This is a genomic window from Centipeda artemidis DSM 19719, from assembly GCF_000426665.1.
GTDB lineage: Bacteria > Bacillota > Negativicutes > Selenomonadales > Selenomonadaceae > Centipeda > Centipeda artemidis.
The window spans coordinates 53669-79255 of sequence record NZ_AUFU01000003.1 but is presented as its reverse complement, the minus strand read 5'-3'; the positions used below and the strand labels follow the sequence as shown (position 1 = coordinate 79255).

The window sequence follows — 25587 nt, the reverse complement described above, 5'->3', positions numbered from 1 at the left end:
AGTAATAATGGCTAAAGTACCTGAAAATAAGGTTATTATCGTCGGCGGCGGCCTTGCGGGATTGCTGGCGGCGATGAAGGTCTGCGAAGGCGGCGGCACGGTCGATCTCTTTTCCTACTGCCCGGTGAAGCGTTCGCACTCGCTCTGCGCGCAGGGCGGCATGAATGCCTGCATGGATACGAAGGGCGAGCACGACAGCATCTATGAACACTTCGACGATACGGTCTACGGCGGCGATTTCCTCGCGGATCAGCTCGCCGTCAAGGGCATGGTCGAAGCGGCGCCGCGTCTCGTGAAGATGTTCGACCGCATGGGCGTCCCCTTTACACGTACCTCCGAGGGCGTGCTCGATCTTCGCAATTTCGGCGGACAGAAGAACAAGCGCACCGTGTTTGCCGGCTCGACGACCGGTCAGCAGCTCCTCTACGCACTCGACGAGCAGGTGCGGCACTGGGAGGTCAAGGGCAAGGTCAAAAAATACGAGTTCTGGGAATACATCCGCGCAATTAAGAACAAGGACGGCATCGTCCGCGGCATCGTCGCGCAGAATATGAACTCGAACGAGATTCGTTCGTTCCCGGCGGACGTCGTCATGCTCGCAACGGGCGGCCCCGGTCAGGTGTTCGGCCGCTGCACGGCGTCTACGATCTGCAACGGTTCTGCGGTTTCCTCCGCGTATCAGCAGGGCGCGCACATCGGCAATCCCGAGTTCATTCAGATCCATCCGACGGCGATTCCGGGCTCGGACAAGAACCGTCTCATGTCCGAGGCGTGCCGCGGTGAGGGCGGGCGCATTTGGACGTATAAGGACGGCAAACCGTGGTACTTCCTCGAGGAGATGTACCCCGCATACGGCAACCTCGTGCCGCGCGACGTCGCTTCGCGCGCGATCTTCAAGGTCTGCGTCCATATGGGACTCGGCGTCAACAACGACCGCCGCGTCTACCTCGACCTCTCGCATATCCCCGCAGACTACCTTGAACACAAGCTCGGCGGCATTCTCGAGATGTACTCCGAGTTCGTCGGGCAGGATCCGCGCAAAGTGCCGATGGAGATTTTCCCGTCCGTGCACTATTCCATGGGCGGAATCTGGGTCGACCGCAACCACCACACAAACATCCCCGGGCTTATGGCGGCGGGCGAGTGCGATCATCAGTACCACGGTGCGAACCGTCTCGGCGCGAACTCTCTTCTCTCCGCGACGTATTCGGGACATATTGCGGGCCCTGAGGCGCTGCGCTGGGCGCGCAGCGGTGCGGGCGGAGCGCCTCTGACCGAGGAGGAGATGGAGGCGGCGCGCCTGGAAGCCGTCGCCGAGTTTGACAAGATCCGTGCGATGGACGGTCCCGAGAACGCACACAAACTCCATCAGGAGATGGGCGAGATCATGTACGACTATGTGTCCATCGAGCGCGACAACAAGGGACTTGACATCTGTCTTGAAAAGCTCAAGGGCATCCTCAAGCGCTGGGACGACATCGGCGTGACGGATCGCGGCACATGGGCGAATCAGGAAGTCATGTTCGTCCGCCAGCTCCGCAACATGATCCTGTACGCGATGGCGGTCACAAAGGCGGCGCGCTGCCGCGATGAGAGCCGCGGCGCACACGCGAAGATCCTCCTCGACGACAAGGGCGAGCGCATGACGGACGCCGACGGCGAGCTGATGTTCTACGGACGTGACGACGAGCGTTTCATGAAGACCACGATCGTGGACTACGATCCGCAGACCGAAGAGCCGATCGTCAGCTATATGGATTTCGAGCATTCGCTCATCAAGGCGCGCGCCCGCAACTATGCCGTTGCGAAGAAGGAGTAAGGGAGGACGGAAGCCATGGCAGAACAGAGAAAAGTACGTTTTATTGTCGAGCGGCAGGACGGTCCTACCGAAAAGCCTTATACACAGGAATTTGAAGTCGCGTACCGCGTCGGTCTCAACGTCGTTGCGGCGCTGATGGAGATTCAGAAGAATCCCGTGACGGTTGACGGCAAGCGTGTGCCGCCCCCCGTATGGGAGTGCAACTGTCTCGAAAAGGTCTGCGGCGCGTGCATGATGGTCATCAACGGCAAGGCACAGCAGGCGTGCTGTGCGCTCGTGGACAATCTTACGGAGCCGATTCGTCTCCAGCCCGCGCGCACGTTCCCGGTCATCCGCGATCTGCTCATCGACCGCACGGTCATGTTCGAGAGTCTCAAGCGCATCCACGGATGGATCGAGGTGGACGGCTCGTGGGACAACCGCGAGGCGCCGATTCAGAACCCGTACACGGCGGAGACCTGCTACGAGCTGTCGCACTGCATGACCTGCGGCTGCTGTCTCGAAGCGTGCCCGAACGTCGGCCCGCAGTCCGACTTTATCGGCCCCGCACCGACAGCACAGACGCTGCTCTTTAATATGCACCCGCTCGGGAAGTTCGACGCGCCGAAGCGTCTGAACGTCCTTATGGAGAAGGGCGGCATCACGAGCTGCGGCAACAGCCAGAATTGTGAGCGCGTCTGCCCGAAGGGCATCAAGCTCACACAGCATCTCGCACAGCTCAACCGCGAGGTCAACAAGCAGGCGCTGCGCAACATGTTCAACCATTAAAACAAAGCCGGTTCAGACAACAAGAGACTGCCGCGTGGAGGAAATAACCTTCACGCAGCAGTCTCTTTTTTGTATCAAGAAAAGGACTGTAACGAAAGTACGAAAAACGCTGTTTCGTTACAGCCCTATATTTATTTTAGCAATTATATTTTTTCGCGTGGAGATTTCTTCATTCTTGAGGAAAGATAATTCGCGGCGAGTGAGCCGGAGATGTTGTGCCATACGCTGAAGAGCGCGCCGGGGATCGCGGCTGCCGCGCCGAAGTGCAGGAGGGCGAGGGAGGCGGCGAGTCCGGAGTTCTGCATACCGACCTCAATGGAGACCGCCTTGACCTTTGCCATGTCCATATGCAGGAGCTTTGCAACGCTAAAGCCAAGCGCATAGCCGAGCAGGTTGTGGCACATGACGACGACCATGATAAGCGCGCCCGTCTCCATGATGCGCGCCGCATTTGCCGAGACGACAGCTCCGACGATGAGGACGATGGCGACGACGGAGATGAGCGGGAGCACCTTGATCGCCTTTTGTACCGGACGCTCAAAGAAGTGATTGATGAGAAGTCCGAGAACGATCGGGGCGATGACGACTTGCGCAATGGAGATCATCATTTTCCCGGCGGGAATGTCAATCCATTGCCCGGCGAGCCAAAGTGTGAGGAGCGGTGTCATGATCGGCGCGAGAACCGTCGATGCCATCGTCATGGAGACGGAGAGTGCGACGTCTCCGCGTGCGAGATATGTCATGACGTTGGACGAGGTGCCGCCGGGACAGGTGCCGACGAGGATCACGCCTGCGGCGAGCTCAGGCGGCAGGGAAAAAGCATGTGCGAGTATCCACGCCAAGAGAGGCATGATGCCGAACTGAGCGACAGTGCCGATAAGCACGTCTTTTGGACGCTCCAATACGAGCCGAAAATCCTCGAAACGGAGCGTCATGCCCATGCCGAACATAACAATGCCCAGGAGAATGGTGATATACGGCACCGTCCATAGGAATGTCCACGGCTGAAAAAGGGCAACGGCGGCGATGGCGATGACAAATACCGCCATAAAACGGGAAACAAAATTGCTGATTTGCTCCAAAAGCTGCATAGATGAAAGACCCCTTATGAATTAGAAAGGCGGATAAAGTCCTCGAGTTTGCACACGGCACTGCCGTTTTCAATCGTTTGCCGCGCGGCTGCGATTCCCTCAGCGATCGAGGGCGCGGCGCCGTAGATGTAGACGGCTGCCCCCGCGTTGAGCAGGCAGACGTTCGCACGTGCGTCCGTGATCTCTCCTGCGAGAATGCCGCGCGTCACGGCGGCGTTATCCTCAGGAGAGCCGCCGCGGATGGCGGATTTATCCGCAAGGGGAATGCCAAAGTCTTCGGGGGTGATCTCGTAGGCACTTTCACGACCGTTCACAATCTCGCGGATCTTCGTCGGTGCGCCGATGGAGATCTCGTCCATGCCGTCCGTGCCGTGCACGATGAGTGCACGCTTCACACCGAGTGTCGGCAGGACGCGGGCGAGCGGGCGGAGCAGGTGCTCGCCGTAGACGCCGAGGAGCATACACTCAGGATGCGACGGGTTCGTCAGGGGACCTAGGATGTTGAACACTGTGCGGATGCCGAGCTCGCGGCGGATCGCACCGACGTATTTCATTGACTGATGATAGCGTTGGGCAAAGAGAAATGCCATGCCGACGGTATCAAGCTCCTCACGCACCTTTTCAGGAGACTGATCGAGGGCGACGCCGAGCGCCTCAAGACAGTCTGCCGTCCCGCATTTCGACGAGGCGGCGCGGTTGCCGTGCTTGCAGACCTTTAGTCCCGCCGCTGCTGCGATGAAGGAGGCGGTCGTCGAGACATTAATGCTGCCCGAGTGATCGCCGCCTGTTCCCACGATGTCGATGACTTCCATGCCGTCATGTGGCACGCGTTCCGCATGGCTGCGCATCGCCGCAGCTGAGCCTGCGATCTCGTCGATCGTCTCCATGCCGCTGCTTTTGGTCGAGAGTGCAGCGAGATATGCGGCGTTCTCCACAGCGGACGTTTCTCCCGACATGATCTCGTTCATTACGGCATAGGCTTCGTCGTAGTAAAGATCCTTCTTATCCACGATCTTTTGAATGGCTTCTTTTATCATTGCGGTGTGCCCCCCTTGAAAGTATCATCATTAAATACAGGTCAGTATTATAGCATAAAATGTCCGGAGTTTCCATTTTGTTGTGAAATGCATTGGATGTATATATGCAATGAAATCCGTTTTCATTGACGGAAATGCAAAATTATAGTAAGATAGTGACGCAATCGGGGGTGGCACAGATGCCATCATGGAGGAACGGCGGAAAGGAAAAGTGGCATTTATGGATTATATTTCACAGGGGATACATTTTTTTCATCAGGGAGGTACGGTCATGTACTTCCTGCTGGCGGCGTCGATCTTTGTCGTATTTATCGCCATTGAGCGCGCGCTTTATTTCGCCGGGGCGGATGCGGGGCGGAGCTTTGCCCACGCGTTTATGCTCCATATTGCGAATGGGCAGTTCAAAGAAGCCGTGCAGCTGACAGAGGTAAAGCGCGGCTCTATTTCGGATATTCTGTTCAGCGCAATTTCAAAGAACAGCAAGAATTCGCGCAAGATGAATTCCTACATGGAGGTGCAGTCCGGCATTGCGCTGTCCAAATTCCGCAATCGTCTCTATTATCTGAGCGTCGTCGTTACCATGGCGCCGCTGCTCGGTCTGCTGGGCACGATCAGCGGGATGATCTCGACGTTCAGCGTGTTCAACCTCGACGCGGGTGACCCGACCGCCATCACAGGCGGCGTCGGTGAGGCTCTGATCGCCACGGCAATGGGGTTGTGCGTTGCCATCATCGCACTGGCTGTGCATGCATACTTCTCACAGCGCATTGAGAACATCGTTACGGACATGGAGATGTGTTTCTCCGTTGCCGAGAACAACCGCATTGAGCTTGCACGCGCCGCGGGAGTAAAGGGCGTTCTCGAGACCTCCATTCACGCGGACGGACAGGCGGAAGGTGATGAGGCATGAGACTGCGCGACAGAAGGGCATTTAATAAGCCCGAGGTCATGATCATCCCCATGATCGACATCATGTTTTTCCTGCTCGTGTTCTTCATCATGAGCACGCTCTACATGGTGAACCTCAAGACCGTGGACGTCAACCTGCCGAAGGCGCAGACCGCGCAGACGCAGCTGAACGTCACCTATCTTGTCACCGTGCGCAAGGACGGCACGCTCTGGCTCGAGGATAAACAGATCGATGAGGCGACGCTCCTGCGCCGCGCGCATACGGAGAGCCAAAAGAATCCAAAGTTCGCCGTTGTCGTGCGTGCGGACGGGGATATGAATTACAGCGGTGTCATGGAGCTGCTGGATAAATTCCGCAAGGAAGGCATCACGCGCTTCGGGCTTGCGGCAGAATAACGAAACCGACAATAAGGCTGCGGCATCCGCATTTTGTGCAGATGCCGCGGCTATTTTATATTTAGCGCCTAAAATGTAGGGGGGAGATTATGGCAAGCAAATCCCCGTGAATTTCATTTTATTGAACTAATTTCCTGTAGCAAAGGTTACAGTCTTTTTCGGAACGCTGCGCTATAATGTGCACATAGTTTAGATTCATAACAAGAGATAATATAAGGAGTTTGACGATGGAAAAGGTCTTGGATCTGAAAAAGACGGTCGCCGATTTGGTCGGAGAGTATCCCGAGGTTCGGCAGATCATGGCGGATGTTGGGTTCCGCGAGATTACGAGCGATGTGGCGCTCAATGTGATGGGGCGCATCATGACGATCCCGCGCGGTGCGGCGGTCAAGGGCGTCGACCTCAATAAGGTCATTGCGACGTTTGAGGAACACGGTTTTACGGTGATCGGCGACGATCGGCAGACACGGCAGGGACGCCTGCGCGGATTCATCGAGCGGCTCTCGGGCGGCGAGGACTTGGAATCCGTACGTAAGGATTTCGTCGAGGAGTTCAGCCATGTCGAGGCACACGAGATCATGGATGCGGAGCAGACGCTTATCAAGGAGGGGATGCCGATCACCGAAGTGCAGCGTCTCTGCGATGTGCATTCCGCGCTGTTCCACGGAACGCCGTCCGCACCGCCTCCGGGGGCGCTCTCGCACGATGAGATTCATGCGCAGGCGGCTTCCGTCGACCCCCACGACATTGATGCGCTGCCCGAAGGGCATCCGCTCTCGATCCTGCGTGAGGAGAACACGGCGCTCGGCGCATTGCTCGATGCGATCGAGGCGGAGCTGGACAGCGCGAAGCGCACCGACGTGATGCTCGAGCATGTACTTGCCCTCGGCGATGTGCGGATGCACTATATCAAGAAGGAAGAGCTCCTGATGCCGATCCTCTACGACTACGGCGTCACGGGTCCCTCGCAGGTCATGTGGGGCATCGACGACGAGATGAAGCGCGAGCTCAGCATGATCACAAAGGCGCTCAAGGAGGATTCGGAGAATTTGCCGATGTATGAGGCACGCCTGCGCGCCCTCACGCAGCGAATCCGCGAGATGATTTTCAAGGAGGAGAAGATTCTTTTCCCACTCAGCCTCCGTTATTTTACGGAGATTGAGTGGTATCGGATGTACCATGACCTGCCGGATATGGGCGTCTCGTTCGGCGTCGCCATCCCCCCATGGCAGCAGGCGCAGCCGTGGCTCGATCAGGAGGCGGCGCGGCTTGCGGATGGCGCAGCCGACGGCAAGCTCCAGTTCCCGACGGGCGAGCTGTCGATGGAACAGCTCAATGCAATTTTCAAAATGCTGCCCGTGGACATCACATTCATCGACGCGAACGATACGGTACGCTTCTTTACCAACGAGGGACAGGTATTTACGCGTCCCATGTCGGCGCTCGGGCGCGATGTGATGAACTGCCATCCGCCCGAGATCATCCCCGTGGTGCGCAACCTCATCGCGGACTTCAAGGCGAAGAAGCGCACGCAGATGATCGTGCACCGATATATCCGCGAGCGTCCCATCCGCGTCCACTATCAGGCGCTCTACGACGCGGCAGGAGACTACATGGGGACAGTGGAGTTCGTGACGGATCACGCTGAGCCGCTGGAGAAATTCCGCCGCTAAGCAAAAAATAAACCCTGTCAAGAAAAATGCTTGACAGGGTTTTTGTTTGCCGTTATACTGCGAAGAGTGTTTTAGGAAACGTATGGCGTTTCGTCGGAATGGGGGATGACTTGGAGCGGCTTTACGATCTCGCGCAGCTGTACGATCTATACGGCGCACTGCTGACGGGGAAACAGCGGGAATGTCTGCACCTGCACATCGCCGAGGACTTCTCACTCGCGGAGATCGGCGAGACGCTCGGCATCACGCGGCAGGCGGCACATGAGAGCATCCGCCGCGCTGAGCATGCGCTTGCCGAGATGGAGGAGCGGCTCGGACTGCGCGCGCGCCGCGCAGCAGAGGAGCGCGAACTCGCGGGCATCTACGAGGAGTTGTGTGCGCTCAAGGAGCCGATCGCAACTGCGGATGTGCAGCATATCATAGCGCCGCTGCGGCGCTATGTAGAGACTAGTGCGGAACAGGAGGAGGTGAGTTTATGATATTTGAGAATCTATCCGACCGCCTGCAGGGCATCTTTAAGAAAATGCGCGGACACGGCAAACTGACCGAGGACGACGTGAACGATGCGATGCGCGAGGTGCGCATGGCGCTGCTCGAAGCGGACGTCAATTTCAAGGTCGTTAAGGATTTTGTGAAGCGCGTCAAGGAACGCGCCGTTGGGCAGGAAGTGCTCGACACGCTCACGGCAGCGCAGGCGGTCATCAAGATCGTCGACGAGGAGCTCACGGAGCTCATGGGCGGGACGGAGAGCCGGCTCAATATCAGCCCAAACCCGCCGACGGTCATCATGCTCGTCGGTCTCCAAGGCTCGGGTAAGACGACCTCGGCGGGCAAGCTCGCCCTCATGCTGAAAAAACAGGGCAAACGTCCGCTCCTCGTGGCGGACGATATCTATCGCCCCGCCGCCATCAAGCAGCTCGAGGTCATCGGCGAGAAGGTCGGTGCTCCCGTGTTTTCGCAGGGGCAAGAGGATGCCGTTGCCATCGCGCGCGCTTCGATCGCGTACTCGGCAGCGCACGCAAATGACGTAGTCATCATTGATACGGCGGGACGTCTGCAGATCGACGAGACACTGATGCAGGAGCTGCGCGACATCAAGGCGGCCGTGCAGCCGCATGAAATCCTGCTCGTCGTTGACGCGATGACAGGGCAGGAGGCAGTGAACGTCGCGGAGGCGTTTGACGCTTCGCTCGGGCTCGACGGCATCGTCATGACGAAGCTCGACGGCGATGCGCGCGGCGGTGCAGCGCTTTCCATCAAGGCGGTAACCGGGTGTCCCGTTAAATTCGTCGGTATGGGCGAAAAGCTCGACCCGCTTGAGGTGTTTCACCCTGACCGCATGGCGTCGCGCATTCTCGGCATGGGCGATGTGCTCTCCCTCGTGGAGAAGGCGCAGGAAAATTTCGACCTCGAGAACGCGAAGAAGATGGAGGAGAAGCTCCGCAAGAACGACTTCACACTCGATGACTTCCTTGAGCAGATGCAGCAGATCAAAAAGCTCGGTTCGCTGAATAACATCCTCGGCATGATTCCGGGGATGGGCGGTCTGAAGAAAAAGCTCGGCGATCAAGAGCTCGATCTTGACGGCAAGGAAATGCGCCGTCTCGAGGCAATCATCCGCGCGATGACCCCGAAGGAACGCGCGGACATTACGATCATCAACGGCAGCCGCCGCAAGCGCATCGCTGCGGGCAGCGGTACGCGCGTGCAGGACGTCAATAAGCTCCTCAAGCAGTTCGGCGAAATGCGCAAGATGATGAAGAAGATGAACCAAATGAAGGGCAAGGGGAAAATGCCAAAGATGCCGTCACTCGGCGGCATGGGGCTTCCCAAAATGCCGTTCTTTAGGTAACACAACGAAAGGTGGTGAGAATATGGCAGTCAAGATTCGTTTGAACCGCATGGGTGCGAAGAAGAATCCCTTCTACCGCATCGTTGTCGCCGACTCGCGCGCACCGCGCGACGGTCGATTCATCGAAATCCTTGGGAATTACGATCCGTCGAAACAGCCCGCCGTCGTCAACATTGACGAGGAGAAGGCGATCGACTGGATGCAGAAGGGCGCACAGCCGACCGATACGGTCAGGAACATCCTGAGCAAGAACGGTACAATGGCAAAATTTGCCGAGGCAAAGCGCAAGAAGGACTAAGGAGCGCAGCGTCCGGGGAACGGGGTTCTTTCATATCGAAGGAATCCCTCAGTCCGGCGCGCGGTGAGGAGAGACGACCGGCGTGAAAGAGATAGTCGAGGTTATTGCCAAATCCTTGGTGGATCATTCGGAAGCTGTCGTCGTTGACGAGACGCAGGATGATCAAGAGATCATATTGAAACTTCATGTGGCGGAGGATGACATGGGTAAGGTCATCGGTAAGCAGGGGCGCATCGCAAAGGCGCTGCGCAGCGTTGTCAAAGCCGCCGCAACGAAGGAGAATAAACGGGCGACGGTCGAGATCGGCTGAACCCATTGAAACGGCGTGCGTCTTAGACGGTCGCCGTTTTTGTATAAGGAGAGATCAACATGGATTCTATTTCGCTGAAAGTGCCTGTCACGGTCAAGGCAAAACTGACGGAGAAGCTGCGCACGAAGATGCGAAAGGAGATGGAGGAAGGCGTCAGCCGTGCAGAACTCGAACTCCAGCAGATCGGCATTCAGGAAAAACGTGTCATGCAGGAGGCGGAGCAGGGGGAGCTGACACCGCAGGCGATCGACCACATCAACATGATCCGACAGGAACGCCAGTCCCGCATGGAGTATGTGGAACAGACGCGCGCGCATCTTGAGGAGCTCGAGAAATTCGCCGAGGGCGCGGAGATCATTCAGGGCACGCTTGAGCATCAGGTCGAGGTGCATATCGGCGACGATATGCGCGAGATCATGAACGTTGAGATTTTGGTCGAAGATGACAAAATTATCGCCATCCGCTCCTGAGGGGCGCATTGTCATCGGGCGCGTCGGTGCGCCGCACGGCATCGCCGGCGATGTGCGCGTCATCCCGCTGACGGACTTCCCCGAACGATTCGCCCGACTGCGCGAGGTCGTGGTGGGGGACGAGCTCCTGCACATCGTGCGCATGAAAGAGCAGGGGAAGAACTTCCTCATGCAGTTCCGCGAGTATCCCGTCCGCGAGGAGGCACAGCGGCTCACGGGACGGCTGCTCACCGTCGCGCGCACGGATGCCGCACCGCTCGAGGAGGGGGAGTATTACGTCTTTGATATCGTGGGGCTGTCCGTCTATGATGAAGCGGGTACGCTCCTCGGCAGCGTCGAGAACGTCATCCGCACGGGCAGCAACGACGTCTATGCCGTGCGTGCGGAGGACGGACGCGAGCTCCTGATCCCTGCGCTGCACAGCGTCGTGCGCAATATCGACATCGCGGGCGGGCGCATGGATGTGTGCCTGCCGGACGAGGCGGACGACCGGCGCTGATCTTCTCGTGTCTTGCGGCATGAGCCGCTGCAAAATTTACATCGGAAGAGATGCGAGAAAGACGCGTCGAAGAACCGCCTTGCTGCAGGGATGTTTTATGGGCTGCCTGAGGTCACGGCGGTTTTTTATGAGGAATTGATGTGAGAATTTTCTGGAAAGGAGTTTCACATGACGCTTGAACACAGTGCGCTCCGGCGCGATGCGGATGCGATTGTTGCGGCGTCTCTGCGCGCCGTGCTCCCGGATGCCGCCGTTCGAAAGGCGCTCGCGGGACATGAGTTTGCAAAGGGGAAGCTCGTTCTCGTCGCGGTTGGCAAAGCCGCGTGGCAGATGGCAAAGACGGCGGCGGAGATGTTGGGGGATCGTATTCATGACGGCATCGTAATTACGAAGTACGACCATGTACGCGCGCCGATTCCCGGACTTGTCTGCTTTGAGGCGGGACATCCCGTTCCCGATGCGAACTCCTTTGCCGCGACGGCGCAGGCACTGGAGATGACGACAGATCTCTGCGCAGACGATACGGTGCTCTTCCTCCTCTCGGGCGGGGGGAGCGCGCTCTTTGAGCAGCCGATCATTCCCGACGCGGAGCTTGCGGCGATGACGGAAAAATTGCTTGCCTCGGGCGCGGACATCGTGGAGATCAATACGATCCGCAAGCGCATGAGTGCGGTCAAGGGCGGGCGATTTGGCGCACACTGCGCGCCGGCGCAGGTTCTGAGCATCGTGCTGAGCGACATCATCGGCGATCCGCTCGATATGATCGCATCGGGCCCCGCATATCCCGACAGCACGAGCACGGAGCAGGCGAAGGCGATTGTCAAAAAATACCGATTGGAACTATCGGATGCCGCCATGGCGCTCTTGGATGAGCCGTTGCCGCAGAAACTGCCAAATGTGGAAACGCACATTACGGGCAGCGTGCGCGAGCTCTGCGCGGCGGCGGCGGCGGAGTGCCGGAGACTCGGATATGATCCGCATATCCTCACGGATGAACTCGCTATCGAAGCGCGCGAAGCGGGACGGTTCCTCAGCGCCATCGCAAAGACGCATCGGGGAGACGGCGCGCGCGCCTATATCGCGGGCGGGGAGACGGTCGTGCACCTTACGGGACACGGCAAGGGGGGGCGTAATCAGGAGCTGACGCTTGCCGCCGCCGCAGGGTTCGCCGGGATGGAGAATGTCGCGCTCTTTAGCTTTGGCAGCGACGGGACGGACGGACCGACGGATGCGGCGGGCGGCTATGTCGACGGGCATACGTCGAAGGCGCTCGCGGCACGCGGTATCAGCATCGATGAGATCCTTGCGGACAACGACGCATACCGCGCGCTGCAAGCCGTCGACGGGCTGATTATGACGGGGCCCACGGGGACGAATGTGAACGATGTTGCGGTACTCCTCATCCGCTAGAGTCTGTGTGCTTTTTCTTTTGCGCAAATTCCGCGCGCGTGTTATAATATATCAGAACTTTATTTCGGTTTTCACATGTATTCATGAGGGGTTGAACTATGCTCACCTGTATCACGCAATCTCCAGAGGAGACTGCGCATTTAGCGGGAACGATCGGTAAAATTATCCGTGAGGGGACGGTGATCTGCCTCGACGGGGAACTTGGCGTCGGCAAGACTCTCTTCGTACGCGCACTTGCGCGCACGCTAGGCGTGGAGAGCGACGTCACGAGTCCGACGTTCAACCTGATGAATATTTACGAAGCGGCATGTCCCATCGTGCATTTTGACCTCTATCGGCTGAATACTGAAGAGGAGCTTGAGGACATTGGGTTTTACGAGTACGCGGAGGTACAGGAGGGCATCGTGCTCATCGAGTGGGCGGAGAAATTCCCGGATGCGATGCCCGCCGACCGCCTGACGGTACGGATCGATGCCGTCTCGGCGGAGGGGCGGCAATTCACATTCGACGCTGTGGGGGAAAAGAGCACGGCGCTCTTAAAGGAGCTGGACGGACTTGTCAATCATAGCCGTTGATACCGCTTCGCAGGTCTCGAGCGTCGCAGTGATCTCAGAGGAGCTCGTCGCCGCGGAGATCAGTATGCAGGGGGCGCTGACCCACTCAGATACTCTGATGCCGCACATCGAGACGGCACTGCGGATGGCGCGCGTGAAAAAAGATGAGCTCGCGGGCGTTGCCGTCAGCATCGGTCCCGGCTCTTTCACCGGGCTGCGCATCGGGCTTGCCGCCGCGAAGATGATGTCCTATGCACTTCGGATTCCCATGGTCGGCGTGCCGACGCTCGAGGCGCTCGCTTATCACTGCATGTGGGAGGGCGTGCGCCTCGTTCCTATGATGGATGCGCAAAAGGGTAACGTCTACACAGAGGAATTTGCGTGGACATGGGAGAGCGGCAAACCTGTTCTCCATAGCGTGTGTCCCCTGCGCATCCTGCCGCGCGACGCGCTCGTCGCGTCTCTTGCGGGGACGGAGAAGACCGTGCTCCTGATGGGGGACGCGATGCAAAAGGCAGCGGATGAGCCGCTCCCCGCGGGCGTGCGGCTTGCGCCGATACACATGCGGATGCCGCGCGCCGCCTGTGTGGGGCTCGCAGGCCTCGCACGCCTTGCGCGCGATGCGGCGGACGATGCGATGACGCTCGAGCCGCTCTATCTGCGTCGGAGCGAAGCGGAGGTGCTCTGGGAGAAACGTCACGGTGCGGAGCAGGCGGTATGATCACGTTTCGTGCGCTCACAGCGGAGGATGCCAAGGGCGTCGCACGCGTGGAGCGGGAGAGCTTCCCCACGCCGTGGTCGCGCGAGGATTTTTGGCGTGAGGCGTCGAATAAATTTGCCTGCTATATCGTGGCGTGCGAGGACGATCACATCATCGGCTTTGCAGGCTGCTGGATCTCCTTCGAGGAGGCACAGGTGACCAATATCGCGCTCACGGAGACGCGGCGCGGGCGCGGGCTCGGATGCCGCCTGATGGAAGCGATGATGCGTGCCGCCGCAGCGCGCGGAGCGGAGCGCATGACGCTCGAGGTGCGCCCCTCGAATGCCGCCGCCCTGCATCTCTATGAACGCCTTGGATTTTCCGCTGTCGGCGTGCGAAAGAAATACTACCAAGATAATGATGAGGACGCGATCCTCATGTGGCATACAAAGTTAAAGGAAATGTGCGGCGGCGCCGCGTCCGGCGCGCCGGAATCCGTCGCTCAAGGAGAAGAATGATGAAGCAATGGGGAAGACGGCTTTTTGTCGGCGCTCTCTTATCGACGATGTTTTTGCTGCCGGGGAACGACGCCGAGGCCGGTATTTTTGGGAATATCATCCACGCCATGATAGTCGCGGGCGAGGAGGAGGAAAAATCCGAGATCATAGACGGTCTGGTCATCGTCCATACGGGAAAGAAGCGCGCCGTCCTCGATACGGCGGGGAACGTTGTCGTGCCGCCGATTTACGATAAGATTCGCTTTGACAGCGCGGGCTTTATCCATGTGACGGATAAAAAACAATGCGGCGTTCTGCGCGCGGACGGTACGGTCGCGGTTCCGGTCGCGTACGAGCGGGTCGGCGACGCGAAGGAAGGGCGCTTTATCGTCTATGATAAGAAGAACGATCGCTACGGCGCCTACGACGCGGACGGGCATATCGTCGTTCCCATTGAGCAGCGCGAACTGTACTCCTATTGCGAAGGCCTTGCGAGCGTGTGTCGGTCGGATAAAACGTGGACGTTTGTTGATCTCGACGGACGTTTTCTGCCCGGGCATTATCGGGCGACGGGGCATTTTTCGGAGGGGCTGGCGGCGGTAAAGGACGATACGAACCGCTACGGCTATATCAATCGGGAGGGAACGACGGTCATTCCCTGCGTCTATGCGGAGGCGCGTCCGTTCTCGGACGGCACGGCCGTCGTTCGGGACGATACGAGACGTTACGGTTATATCGATAAGACGGGTGCACAGGTCGTTCCCTGCGCGTATGCGGATGCGAGAGATTTTTCCGGCGGCTACGCGGCTGTGCTGAAGAACCACGGCGCCATTGTGCGTCCCGATTGGGGATTCGTCGACCGGACGGGCGCGGAGGTTATCAAGCCGCATTTTTACTATGTGGATCACGATTTTACGGAGGACGGACGGGCGATTGTGAGCGACGATCGCTTCGCGTACTTTATCGATGCGACGGGAACGATTCTGTGGCCGTCGACCTATGACCGCATGGAACCTTATAAGGACGGGCTGGCCGCGGTATATAACCGCGTCGGAACTTATAGCTTCAACGCGATTTCGACCATGTTGGTCGGCAGCAAGTGGGATAAGATCTACGACGATAAAATCTATACGAGCATCGGCAACGATGTCTTAAAGCGAGGCTATGTCGATGCCGCGGGAAAAGAAATCATTTCGACGAAGAACGACTATGTGAGTCCTTTTGATAAGAACGGCCTTTCCTATGTCATGACAAAGGGAAAGTGGGGCGTCATGGACAGGACGGGTGCCTATGTGATCGAACCGCGGTATGAAAGAATCTATCCGCTGACCGAAGGGCTTTTCGCGGTGCGCCTCAACGATCGATGGGGCTTTATCGACCGCGCGGGTGCCGCTATTATTCCGCCGGCATACGATCAGGTCGTGAGCTTCGGCGAGGGTGCGGCGAGTGTATGCAAGGATGGAACGTGGCATGTGATCGACAAAGACGGCAAAGATATTTTGACACTGCCCGACGGCGTGACGGATCTCGGCCCCTTTGCCGCGGGACTGATGCCGGTGCGGGTCGGAAAACTGTGGGGCTATATGGATCATGCCGGCGCGTTTGTCGTCGCGCCCGCGTACGACGCCGCGGATATTTTCCGAACGAAAGAGAGAGAGCTGCTTCCGGCGGATGAGGATGAATAAAAGAAAAACGGACGCGGGGAAGGGAGGGCGGTCATGCGCGAAAAAATTACCCTCGGCATCGAGACAAGCTGCGACGAGACCTCGGCGGCGGTGCTGCGCGGGACGCGGGAGCTGCTCTCCTGCGTGACTGCGACGCAGATACCGATTCATCGGAAATACGGCGGCGTTGTGCCGGAGATTGCCTCGCGCAACCACATCCTGAGCATCCTGCCCGTCGTGGATCGAGCGGTCAAAGAGGCGGGCATAGAACTTTCGGATATCAATCAAGTCGCCGTCACCTATGGTCCCGGGCTCGTCGGCGCGCTTCTCGTCGGCGTATCAGCGGCGAAATCGCTTGCATTTTCCCTCGGTGTGCCGCTCATCGGGGTCAATCATCTTGAGGGGCATATCTTTGCAAATTTCCTTGAGACGAAGGATCTCACGCCGCCCTTTATGGCGCTCGTCGTCTCGGGCGGGCATACGGCGCTCGTCGACGTTGCGGACTACGATAGCTTCCGTCAGATGGGAAAGACGCGTGACGATGCGGCGGGCGAGGCGTTTGACAAGGTCGCGCGCGTGATGGGGTTGCCGTATCCCGGGGGGCCTGAGATCGATAAACTCGCTCGGGAAGGAAATGCCGCCGCGATCGATTTTCCGCGCGCCCTCGCACAGGAGGGGAACTATGAGTTCAGCTTCAGCGGACTGAAATCCGCCGTCCTGAACTATATCAACAGCGAGAAAATGAAAGGGCATGAGCTGCATCGGGCGGACATCGCCGCGTCGTTCCAGTCCGCCGTCGTGGAGGTGCTCGTGCACAAGGCGTTCGAGGCGATCCGGGAAGCGGGGCGCGATACGCTCGTCCTCGCAGGCGGCGTCGCGGCGAACGCCGCGCTCGAGAACCGTCTGCGCGAGACCGCGGTGGAGCGCGGCATTCGCTACCTCTATCCCTCGCCGCGTCTCTGTACGGACAACGCCGCGATGATCGCCTGCCGCGGCGCCTATCAAGCGGCGGCGGTGCATTACGATAACCTATATTTGAATGCCGTGCCGGGACTGGATTTTGGGGTATAATAAAAATGAATCATGTCGATGTGCAATATATGTTGCGCATTGACTTTTTTCTTTTATATATAGAATTATTTTATACTTGAATGAGGGATCTCTATATTGTGCGAATGAAAAAGATTCGCTATAATGAGATTTATAGTATATCGTGCACTATGTGGGAATGGGGCGCATATGTACCGTTTGGTTTGGGGGAGTTCTTCCTAGAAAGTTTTGGGACGGCTCTTACCATATTTTTATTATATAGAGGGGGATTTTTATGAGTCAACAGGGCGGAGGGGCGCAGGAGGCCATGCAGAAATTTGGCCGCTTCCTGTCCGGAATGGTGATGCCGAATATCGGCGCATTTATCGCGTGGGGCTTCCTCACCGCATTATTTATTCCAACCGGGTGGATGCCGAACGAGACGCTCGCACAGGTCGGCGGCCCCATGAGCAAATGGCTGATACCGCTGCTCATCGGATTCACGGGCGGATTCGCCGTTAACGGACACCGCGGCGGCGTGATGGGGGCGATTGCGACCTCGGGCGTGATCGCAGGTTCCGACATCCCGATGTTCCTCGGGGCGATGATCATGGGTCCTTTGGGCGGCGCAGTCATCAAGAAATTTGACAACGCCATCCGCGACAGCATCCCGGGCGGCTTTGAGATGCTCGTCAATAACTTCTCACTCGGCATCCTCGGCGGCATTCTCGCGATCCTCGCGTTTGAGGTCGTGGGGCCGATCGTCAGTGCGGCGAACGATGTCCTGCGCTCCGGCGTTGAAGGTATCGTTGCGGCGGGCTTATTGCCGCTGGCATCCATCATCATCGAGCCGGCAAAGGTACTCTTCCTCAATAATGCGTTGAACCACGGTGTCCTAAGCCCGCTTGGTATTCAGCAGGCGCAGGAGTTCGGCAAGTCCACATTCTTCCTGCTTGAGGCAAATCCGGGACCGGGTTTAGGGATTCTGCTTGCTTACTGGCTCTTCGGTAAGGGCATGGCAAAGTCGTCGGCGCCGGGTGCGATGATCATCCACTTCCTCGGCGGTATTCACGAAATCTATTTCCCGTACATACTCATGAAGCCGATCCTCATCATCGCGGCGATCGCGGGCGGAATGTCCGGTGTCTTTACGCTTGTGATGCTGAACGGTGGGCTTATTGCGCCCTCGTCACCCGGTTCGATCTTTGCGATTATTGCCATGACGCCGAACAGTACGGCGCTGTTTGCAAACATGTCGGCGGTTGCCGTTGCGACGGCAGTATCGTGCGCGGTGGCTTCCGTCTTTATCAAGATGTCCAAGGATGTGGACGACGACTCTCTTGAGAATGCGCGTGAGAGCATGACGGATATGAAGAACCGCGGCAAAGATCTCCCGGCTGAGAAGAAAGTCTCGGGCAAGGATCTGAAGGTCATCGTCTACGCCTGCGACGCGGGTATGGGCTCCTCGGCACTCGGCGCGGCGGCGCTGCGCAAGAAGCTCAAGAAGGACGGATACACTGACATTTCGGTGACAAACTGTGCGATCGGTGCGATTCCGCAGGAAGCGCAGCTCGTTATCTCACATGAAAAACTCGCCGAGCGCGCACTTGCGGATTCGCCGCAGGCGGAGCACATCTGGGTACGCGACTTCACGCAGAACAACGTCTACGACATCGTCACCGAGCGGCTGAAGGCCGCTGCGGTCGATACCTCCGCGCCGACGAGCGAAGCCGACGCGTCCGCAGAGCCGAAAATCGGCGTGGGCGTCCTGCTGAAAGAGAACGTCAAGGTCGGTCTCCCCTCGGTCAGCCGAGAAGAGGCGGTCACCGCGGCGGGAAAACTGCTTGTGGCGGGCGGCTACGTTGACGAGGGGTATGTGCAGGGGATGCTCAACCGCGAGAAGGAGCTTTCGACCTTCATCGGCAAGGGGATTGCAATCCCGCACGGGGAGAACGCCGTCAAGGATACCATTAAAAAGACGGGCATCGTCGTCCTCCAGTACCCCGAAGGGGTGAAGTTCGGCGATGAGACCGCGCATCTCGTCATCGGCATCGCAGGCATGGGCAACGATCATCTCGCGATCCTCGCGAACATCGCGACCATGGTCGGCGACTACAGCGACGAGCAGCTTGCGGCGCTATTTGCGACCAAGAGCGCGGATGAACTCTATGCCGTTTTTATGCAGGAGGACTGAGGATGAAACAGGCCATTCATTTCGGCGGCGGCAATATCGGCCGCGGCTTCATCGGCGAGCTCCTCGTCCGCTCGGGCTACGAGGTCACGTTCGTCGATGTGGCGGAGGCGCTCGTCGACGAGATCAACGCGCGCCGCGCTTACGACATTGAGATTGTCGGCGATACGCCGAAAAAAATCCATGTGGAGCATGTGCGGGCGATCAACAGCAATACGAACCTTGAGGAGCTGCTCGATGCGTTTGTCACGGCAGATATCGTGACGACGGCGATCGGGCCGAACATCCTCAAATTCATCGCGCCGAACATTGCAAAGGGGCTTGCGCGCCGTCTCGCGAAGAACGATGCACCGCTCAACATCATCGCGTGTGAGAACATGGTCGGCGGCTCGACCGTGCTCAAAAATTTTGTATATGAACATCTCCCGGACGATGTGAAGGAGAAAGCAAGTCGCTGCATCGGATTCCCCGATGCGGCGGTTGACCGCATCGTTCCGATCCAGCACAACGAGGATCCGCTCCTCGTCAAGGTCGAGCCCTTTGCCGAGTGGGATGTCGACCGCAAGGGGGCGGTCGGCACGCCGCCTGGCATCGAGGGGCTGATGTGGGTGGACAACCTCACCGCTTACATCGAGCGCAAGCTCTTCTCGGTCAACACGGGGCACGCTTCCATCGCCTACATGGCGTATCTCAAGGGGATCGAGGACATCGCCGCCGCGATGCGCGACGAGGAGATCGTCTCCTTTGTTCGACGCGTGTGGGGGGAGACGAGCGAACTACTTATCGAGAAATACGGCTTTGACCGTGAAAAACACGCCGCATATATCAGAACGGCAGAGGAACGGTTCAAAAATCCGCATCTCTCCGATGCCGTGACGCGCGTCGCCCGCGGCCCGAAGCGCAAGCTCGGCGTAGCGGATCGACTTGTCTCTCCCGCCGTGCAGCTGATGGGACTGGGGAAGAAACCCGAAGCACTCGCGACGGTGATTGCCGCCGCGCTTCACTTCGACTACGCGGACGACCCGGAAGCGGTCGAGGTGCAGAACTATGTGAAAGAACACGGCTTTGACGCCGCGCTCACGCATTTCACAGAGATTCCTGCGGACACGGAGCTGTTTAAGCTCATCGTTGAGAAAAATGCGGAGTTGAATCGTTAGCACCGATTTATACTCCATCCACAACATAATAAAAGACGACCGAAGAATATTCCTGCGGTCGTCTTTTATTATGGACAAAGCAATCCAATGTAGTATTTTATACAGCAGATGGCTTATATATCATCAGGCTTCGGGGAAAGCTACGACAAGAAGCATCTTGAAGCCGCTGTCCTTTGATGCGTAGACGGAGTGCGGATGCCGTGCGGGCATAACGATACTTTCTCCCTCTTTAATGTTGTAGACGGTGTCGTCGATCGTGATGACGCCCTCGCCCTCAAGAGCTGTGACGAGTGCGTCACCCTTCGATTCGTGTGTGCTGACGCCTTCGCCCTTGGCAAAAGCGAAGAGTGTGATTCCGAGCCCTTTATTCTGAACAAGTGTCTTGCTGATAACCTGTCCGTCCGCGTAGGCGACCTGTTCCTTGAGCAAGAGCGTCTGTGTATGCGCAATGTTGTTTAGAATTGCCATGATTGTTCCTCCTCTGTAAATCGTCTTGTAAATTGTGACTTTAGCATACACCGCATGGGAACGTGTGACTGTGATTCAAACCACAATTCCGAGAAAATTACTCGGAATTACGGATGTGCAAATCTTTTTTCTTATTGTCAAACGGCGTACATTGCCCTATAATACGGATAGATTATTTTTATAACTCAGACATATTACTTGGAGAAGGAGGTCGACGATATGGCTTTGGATCGCGACGGCGTCATCAAGCAGGTGGAGAAACTCAGCGAAGCGCCCTCTGTCTATGAGGGGCTGAAGGAAAAGGCGCAAGCCTTTCTAAGGGCTGTGGATACGCCGGGGGAGAAGCCCGCGTATGCAGCTTTGATTGATGAAATCAAGAGCGACGTTCTCACGATCGATCAGCTCATCGGATTCACGGATTCCCCGGAGGGAATTGCCGCGTTCGGCGAGAAAAAAGCGAGCGGGCTGACGATTGCGGCAAAAAAGGCAAAGTCGCAAGGCGAGACGACTTGTATTTGTCCCGCGTGTCAGGCGGGGAAAGTCATTCTCGAGAATAGGACGGCAATTGCCTCATAAAGAAAAACGACGTTAGGGAAAGGAGCTGCTGCACGAATGATTCGTGTAACAGCTTTTTTATGTGAGAAGAGGAATGCATGACGGTAGCTGATGTCTATATCAATATCCCTGTGAAAAGCATCGCCCGTGCGTTCACCTATCTCCTTCCGCCGGAGCTTTCGCAGGTCGGCGCTGGTTGGCGCGTATTCGTACCGTTCGGCAAGGTGCGTGTGGAGGGCTTCGTCGTTGCGGTGCGCCCTTACGACGCGGCGCGGGACGCTGCGCACCGGCTGCGTGCCGTGCTCGCGGCGGTGGATGAGGAGGCGTGGTTTTCACCCGCTCTTCTTGCGGCAGCGAGGGAACTGGCGGATTTTTATCTCTGCTCTCTAGCGGAGATGATGCGGCTTTTCATGCCCGGGAAGAGCGGACTGCGGATTTTTCCCGTCTACGAGGCGGAGGCGGCGAACGAAGGGCATCCGGTGCTTGCCGACTCCTGTGCGCGCACCGTCTATGACTTCCTCCTGCGGAAGGGCGGGCGGCGCATCGCGGAGCTCCGCCGTGCACTGCCGGATGTTCCGGCGGAGGAAACGGTAGAAAAACTCCTCCGCTATCGGATTATAAGCAAGGAATACCATGCGGATCGCCGAGATCGGGCGCGCTATGAAAAATACTATAGTGCCGCCGAAGCACTCACAGAAGAACATTTCGCTGCGCTTACGCGCAAACCGGCACAGGCGCGCGCGCTGCGCCTCTTTGCGGATACGGCAGAGCCTTCGGCGGCGGTGCTGAAGGAGGCGGGCGTTACACGCGCGACTATCAAACACCTGCTCGCGGCAAATCTCATCGTGGAGCATCGGCGGCGTAAGGCACGCGACAGCTACGGTACGCAGGCGGAGACGGCGCAGAGAGAGGTGCCGCTGACGGCGGCGCAGGCGCATGCGGCAGATGCCCTGCGGGAGGGCGTCGCAGCAGGCATCTACCGCGGCTATCTGCTGCACGGAGTTACAGGCAGCGGTAAGACGCGTGTCTACATTGAAATGGCGCGTGCCATACGCGCACGCGGGCGGCAGGTCGTCGTCCTCGTGCCGGAGATCGCGCTCACAGGGCAGCTCATCACGGCATTTCAAGAGATATTCGCCGGCGACATCGTTGTCATGCACAGCCGACTGTCACTCGCGGAGCGCAACGATGCGATCTTTCGTGTGCGGTGCGGCGAGGCGGGCATCATCATCGGTGCGCGATCGGCGCTCTTCGTACCTGCCGACAATATCGGCTGTATTATCCTCGACGAGGAGCAGGATATGTCGTATAAGCAGGACGAGTCGCCGCGCTATCATGCACGTACGGTCGCGGAGATCCTTGCACGGCGCTTTGAAGCAATCCTTCTGCTTGGCAGTGCGACGCCCGCACTTGAGACTTATGCCCGCGCGCACACGGGCGAGCTGACCCTGCTCACGATGCCGGAGCGCATCGGAAGGCAACCGCTGCCGCGCGTGCGTACCGTCGATATGCGCGAGGAACTGCGGCGCGGGCGGCGCACGATCATTTCGGAGACGCTGCGCGCGCTCCTCACAGAGACCCTCGCGCGCGGCGAGCAGGCGATCATCATGCTCAACCGCCGCGGCTATTCGACCTTTGTTATGTGCCGCGCGTGTGGAAAGGTCATCACCTGTAAGGACTGCGGACTGCCGCTTGTCTACCATCGGAACGGCGTCTTGCTTTGCCATCACTGTGACGAACGTGCCGCCGTTCCGGAGACATGCCCTTCTTGTGGCAGCCGCTATATCAAATACTTTGGATCAGGCACGGAAAAACTCGAGGAGGAACTTCGGCAGCTTCTGCCGACGGCGCGTGTCCTGCGCATGGATCGCGATACGACGGGGCGAAAGTTTGCACACGATGAAATCCTGGAGCAGTTCCGCAACAGGGGATATGATATTCTTCTCGGCACGCAGATGGTGGCGAAGGGACATGATCTGCCCGGCGTTCAATCCGTCGGTATCATCAGCGCAGATGCGAGTCTCAATTTACCGGATTTCCGTGCATCGGAACGGTGTTTCATGCTCATTACGCAGACGGCGGGGCGCGCAGGGCGTCACGGCACGCAGGGCGAAGTCGTTGTGCAGACGTACAACCCGGAGCACTATGCGGTACAGTGTGCCATGCGGCAGGATTATATCTCTTTTTATGAGAAGGAGATTGAACTGCGGCGCGAACTCTTTTATCCTCCGTTCAGCAGCATCGTGAAGCTGCTTTTTCATGCCGTACGGCGCGAGGAGGCGTGGAGGATGGCGGAGTCGTTTGTCGCCGCCTATAGAAACTATTTTTGTGACGGACAGGGGCGTGCCGTTATAGGACCGTCGCCTGCGCTCATCGAAAAAGAACGGAATGAGTATCGGTTTGTCGTATTGATAAAGACGGACGCGCTCGCGCCTGTACGGGAATTTTTATATGAACAAGATGTTCATTTGAATAATAATATCGCGATTGATATTGACCCTGCCGTAATTTTTTGAAAAAGCCATTGTAAATAATTATAAATCATGGTAATCTTGAAACAGATAGGACAATGGGGGAAGCCGAATGGTGACGATTTTCGGATATGCGAAGATCAATTTGACGCTCGACATCTTGGGACTCCGGGATGACGGCTATCATGAGATTGCGACAGTCATGCAGTCATTGGCACTCAAGGATACACTGACATTGCGGCGCAGAGAGGAGGGCATCGGTCTTAGTGTAGATGTGCCGGGACTAGAGTCGGACGAGCGCAACCTAGCGTATCGTGCCGCAGCGCTTCTCATAGAGGCGTGCGGTGTGCGCGGCGGAGTGGACATCGATATTGTAAAGCGTATTCCCGTGGCGGCAGGGCTCGCCGGCGGGAGTGCGGATGCGGCTGCCACACTGCGCGGGATGAACGCATTGTATGATCTCGGACTTACGGATGAGGAACTTTGCGGTTTTGGCGCACGGATCGGATCGGATATCCCCTTTTCCATCATGGGCGGCACTGTGTTTGCCACAGGGCGGGGAGAGGTGATGCGGCGGCTCGCGGATTTTCCGGAAACGACAGTTTTGCTCGCAAAACCTCCGGTTGCGGTTTCGACGCCGTGGGCGTACCGTTCTTATGACGCACATCCGCCGGAACAGCATCCTGATAATGCAGCTTTTTTAGAGGCGCTTGCACGCGGCGATGCGGCATCCTGCGCCAAACTTGCCGTCAACGTGCTCGAGCCGGTGACGGAAGCGGCACATCCCGTGATCGCGGCGTACCGTGCGCGGATGCGCCGAGGAGGCGCCGTCTGCGCGATGATGTCGGGCAGCGGACCTACAGTATTCGGGCTCTTTGCCGATGCGGATGCCGCTGTGCGTACCTTTGAGACGTTCCGCGCTGAGACGGACGCCGAGGTACATTTGACACGGACGGCAGGACGCCGGAACGAAATGGTATGAGCAATCTGCATTGAAGGGATCTTTATGAACGGAAAACTATCACCTGTTGTCGTCAACAGCTACCAGCCGCTGCGCGATATTGTCTGCGAGGTGCTGCGGGATGCCATTCGCAGCGGAGTCTTGAAACCCGGCGAATGGCTGAAGGAAAATGATCTCGCAAACGAACTTCTGGTCAGCCGCACCCCCGTGCGCGAGGCGATTCGCAAGCTTGAGCAGGAGGGGTATGTCGTCACTGTTCCGCGGCGCGGTGCCTATGTAGCAAGCGTATCTATCCGCGACATCAACGAGATTTTTGAGATTCGCGCGGCGCTTGAGGCGTTGGCGTGCGAGCTTGCAGCAGAGCGCATCACCGAGGAGGAGCAGGAGCGTCTGGAGCGTCTGCTGGTCGCTATCGGACGCGCCATCGAAGAGCATGACATGGATCGGATCGTACAGACGGATATCGAGTTTCACGAACTCCTCTATCAAGCTGCGCGCAATCAGCGTCTCCTGCTCATCATCGGCAATCTGCGCGAACAGCTCACGCGGTTTCGTACGATTTCCATGTCGTACCCCGGACGCCTCAAGGCGACGCTTGAAGAGCATCGTGCCATTGTGGATGCTATCGGTTCCGGAGATGCCCGGCTTGCCCGTAAAGTTGGGGCAAAGCATATGGAGCATTCGGAACAGACGCTTCTCTATGCAATCGAAGAGCAGGAAAAAAAGACGGGTACATCGCTGATTAAGCGCAAAAGCAAGAAAAGCAAAGGGGATCCCGAATAGGTATCCTTCAAGATTGGAGGCATAT

26 protein-coding genes are annotated in these 25587 nt (G+C 57.9%); 23 read left to right on the top strand and 3 right to left on the bottom strand.

Features of this window, described 5'->3' with window-relative positions; all coding sequences use genetic code 11:
* The first annotated feature begins 7 nt into the window (after positions 1-7).
* Positions 8-1819, top strand: coding sequence for a succinate dehydrogenase flavoprotein subunit (sdhA, locus tag K341_RS0103945; protein WP_026761925.1), 1812 nt, complete (start codon positions 8-10; stop codon positions 1817-1819).
* A gap of 15 nt (positions 1820-1834) precedes the next feature.
* Complete coding sequence (gene sdhB / locus K341_RS0103940) at positions 1835-2587, top strand: succinate dehydrogenase iron-sulfur subunit (protein ID WP_026761924.1); 753 nt, start codon at positions 1835-1837, stop codon at positions 2585-2587.
* 143 nt (positions 2588-2730) lie between these two features.
* On the opposite strand, the gene K341_RS0103935 is transcribed toward sdhB, so the two are convergent.
* Together K341_RS0103935 and trpD are read right to left on the bottom strand one after the other, a co-directional pair.
* A complete protein-coding gene (locus K341_RS0103935; RefSeq protein WP_026761923.1) occupies positions 2731-3678 on the bottom strand; it encodes a bile acid:sodium symporter family protein in 948 nt (315 codons plus the stop codon).
* A 14-nt stretch (positions 3679-3692) separates the two neighbouring features.
* Complete coding sequence (gene trpD / locus K341_RS0103930) at positions 3693-4715, bottom strand: anthranilate phosphoribosyltransferase (RefSeq protein ID WP_026761922.1); 1023 nt, start codon at positions 4713-4715, stop codon at positions 3693-3695.
* 220 nt (positions 4716-4935) lie between these two features.
* On the opposite strand from trpD, the gene K341_RS0103925 reads away from it, so the two are divergent.
* The 17 genes from K341_RS0103925 (at position 4936) to K341_RS0103845 (ending at position 20324) form a co-directional block, all read left to right on the top strand.
* The gene (locus K341_RS0103925) at positions 4936-5625 is read left to right on the top strand and encodes a MotA/TolQ/ExbB proton channel family protein (RefSeq protein WP_026761921.1); all 690 of its coding nucleotides are present in this window, start codon (positions 4936-4938) and stop codon (positions 5623-5625) included.
* On the top strand, positions 5622-6020 hold the full coding sequence (locus tag K341_RS0103920; protein WP_009350558.1) for an ExbD/TolR family protein: 399 nt from the start codon (positions 5622-5624) through the stop codon (positions 6018-6020). Before K341_RS0103925 ends, K341_RS0103920 begins: the two co-directional genes overlap by 4 nt.
* Positions 6021-6247: 227 nt before the next feature.
* Positions 6248-7693, top strand: a complete 1446-nt coding sequence (locus tag K341_RS0103915; protein WP_009752783.1) for a DUF438 domain-containing protein — start codon at positions 6248-6250, stop codon at positions 7691-7693.
* 98 nt (positions 7694-7791) lie between these two features.
* Complete coding sequence (locus K341_RS0103910) at positions 7792-8172, top strand: sigma factor-like helix-turn-helix DNA-binding protein (RefSeq protein WP_009350560.1); 381 nt, start codon at positions 7792-7794, stop codon at positions 8170-8172.
* Positions 8169-9545, top strand: coding sequence for a signal recognition particle protein (gene ffh / locus K341_RS0103905; RefSeq protein WP_026761920.1), 1377 nt, complete (start codon positions 8169-8171; stop codon positions 9543-9545). The genes K341_RS0103910 and ffh overlap by 4 nt, the downstream gene beginning before the upstream one ends.
* Before the next feature lie 22 nt (positions 9546-9567).
* A complete protein-coding gene (rpsP, locus tag K341_RS0103900) occupies positions 9568-9843 on the top strand; it encodes a 30S ribosomal protein S16 (RefSeq protein WP_009350562.1) in 276 nt (91 codons plus the stop codon).
* Positions 9844-9925: 82 nt separating this feature from the next.
* A complete protein-coding gene (locus tag K341_RS0103895) occupies positions 9926-10153 on the top strand; it encodes a KH domain-containing protein (RefSeq protein ID WP_026761919.1) in 228 nt (75 codons plus the stop codon).
* A 59-nt stretch (positions 10154-10212) separates the two neighbouring features.
* Positions 10213-10623, top strand: a complete 411-nt coding sequence (locus tag K341_RS0103890) for a YlqD family protein (protein ID WP_009350564.1) — start codon at positions 10213-10215, stop codon at positions 10621-10623.
* Positions 10595-11122, top strand: a complete 528-nt coding sequence (rimM, locus tag K341_RS0103885) for a ribosome maturation factor RimM (protein ID WP_026761918.1) — start codon at positions 10595-10597, stop codon at positions 11120-11122. The genes K341_RS0103890 and rimM overlap by 29 nt, the downstream gene beginning before the upstream one ends.
* A 168-nt stretch (positions 11123-11290) precedes the next feature.
* A complete protein-coding gene (locus K341_RS0103880; protein WP_026761917.1) occupies positions 11291-12532 on the top strand; it encodes a glycerate kinase type-2 family protein in 1242 nt (413 codons plus the stop codon).
* Positions 12533-12630: 98 nt separating this feature from the next.
* A complete protein-coding gene (gene tsaE / locus K341_RS0103875; RefSeq protein ID WP_026761916.1) occupies positions 12631-13107 on the top strand; it encodes a tRNA (adenosine(37)-N6)-threonylcarbamoyltransferase complex ATPase subunit type 1 TsaE in 477 nt (158 codons plus the stop codon).
* The gene (gene tsaB, locus K341_RS0103870) at positions 13088-13807 is read left to right on the top strand and encodes a tRNA (adenosine(37)-N6)-threonylcarbamoyltransferase complex dimerization subunit type 1 TsaB (protein ID WP_026761915.1); all 720 of its coding nucleotides are present in this window, start codon (positions 13088-13090) and stop codon (positions 13805-13807) included. Before tsaE ends, tsaB begins: the two co-directional genes overlap by 20 nt.
* The gene (gene rimI / locus K341_RS0103865) at positions 13804-14304 is read left to right on the top strand and encodes a ribosomal protein S18-alanine N-acetyltransferase (RefSeq protein WP_009350570.1); all 501 of its coding nucleotides are present in this window, start codon (positions 13804-13806) and stop codon (positions 14302-14304) included. Before tsaB ends, rimI begins: the two co-directional genes overlap by 4 nt.
* A complete protein-coding gene (locus tag K341_RS0103860) occupies positions 14304-15968 on the top strand; it encodes a WG repeat-containing protein (RefSeq protein ID WP_009658251.1) in 1665 nt (554 codons plus the stop codon). The genes rimI and K341_RS0103860 overlap by 1 nt, the downstream gene beginning before the upstream one ends.
* Before the next feature lie 33 nt (positions 15969-16001).
* Positions 16002-17018 (top strand): tRNA (adenosine(37)-N6)-threonylcarbamoyltransferase complex transferase subunit TsaD, encoded by a 1017-nt coding sequence (gene tsaD, locus K341_RS0103855; protein WP_026761914.1) that lies wholly within the window; start codon positions 16002-16004, stop codon positions 17016-17018.
* A 253-nt stretch (positions 17019-17271) separates the two neighbouring features.
* The gene (locus K341_RS0103850; protein WP_026761913.1) at positions 17272-19170 is read left to right on the top strand and encodes a PTS mannitol transporter subunit IICBA; all 1899 of its coding nucleotides are present in this window, start codon (positions 17272-17274) and stop codon (positions 19168-19170) included.
* Positions 19171-19172: 2 nt separating this feature from the next.
* Positions 19173-20324: a mannitol-1-phosphate 5-dehydrogenase gene (locus K341_RS0103845; RefSeq protein ID WP_026761912.1), complete on the top strand. Its 1152-nt coding sequence runs from the start codon at positions 19173-19175 to the stop codon at positions 20322-20324.
* A 123-nt stretch (positions 20325-20447) separates the two neighbouring features.
* Here the strand turns inward: K341_RS0103845 and K341_RS0103840 are convergent, their stop codons facing one another.
* Complete coding sequence (locus K341_RS0103840) at positions 20448-20792, bottom strand: cupin domain-containing protein (RefSeq protein WP_009658235.1); 345 nt, start codon at positions 20790-20792, stop codon at positions 20448-20450.
* 219 nt (positions 20793-21011) lie between these two features.
* On the opposite strand from K341_RS0103840, the gene K341_RS0103835 reads away from it, so the two are divergent.
* From K341_RS0103835 to K341_RS0103820, 4 genes are all read left to right on the top strand, one after another.
* Positions 21012-21368, top strand: coding sequence for a hypothetical protein (locus K341_RS0103835; protein WP_009752875.1), 357 nt, complete (start codon positions 21012-21014; stop codon positions 21366-21368).
* Positions 21369-21445: 77 nt separating this feature from the next.
* On the top strand, positions 21446-23863 hold the full coding sequence (priA, locus tag K341_RS0103830; RefSeq protein ID WP_026761911.1) for a replication restart helicase PriA: 2418 nt from the start codon (positions 21446-21448) through the stop codon (positions 23861-23863).
* Positions 23864-23930: 67 nt separating this feature from the next.
* On the top strand, positions 23931-24800 hold the full coding sequence (gene ispE / locus K341_RS0103825; RefSeq protein ID WP_009752805.1) for a 4-(cytidine 5'-diphospho)-2-C-methyl-D-erythritol kinase: 870 nt from the start codon (positions 23931-23933) through the stop codon (positions 24798-24800).
* 24 nt (positions 24801-24824) lie between these two features.
* Positions 24825-25562 (top strand): GntR family transcriptional regulator, encoded by a 738-nt coding sequence (locus K341_RS0103820; protein ID WP_026761910.1) that lies wholly within the window; start codon positions 24825-24827, stop codon positions 25560-25562.
* The last annotated feature ends 25 nt before the right edge of the window (positions 25563-25587 follow it).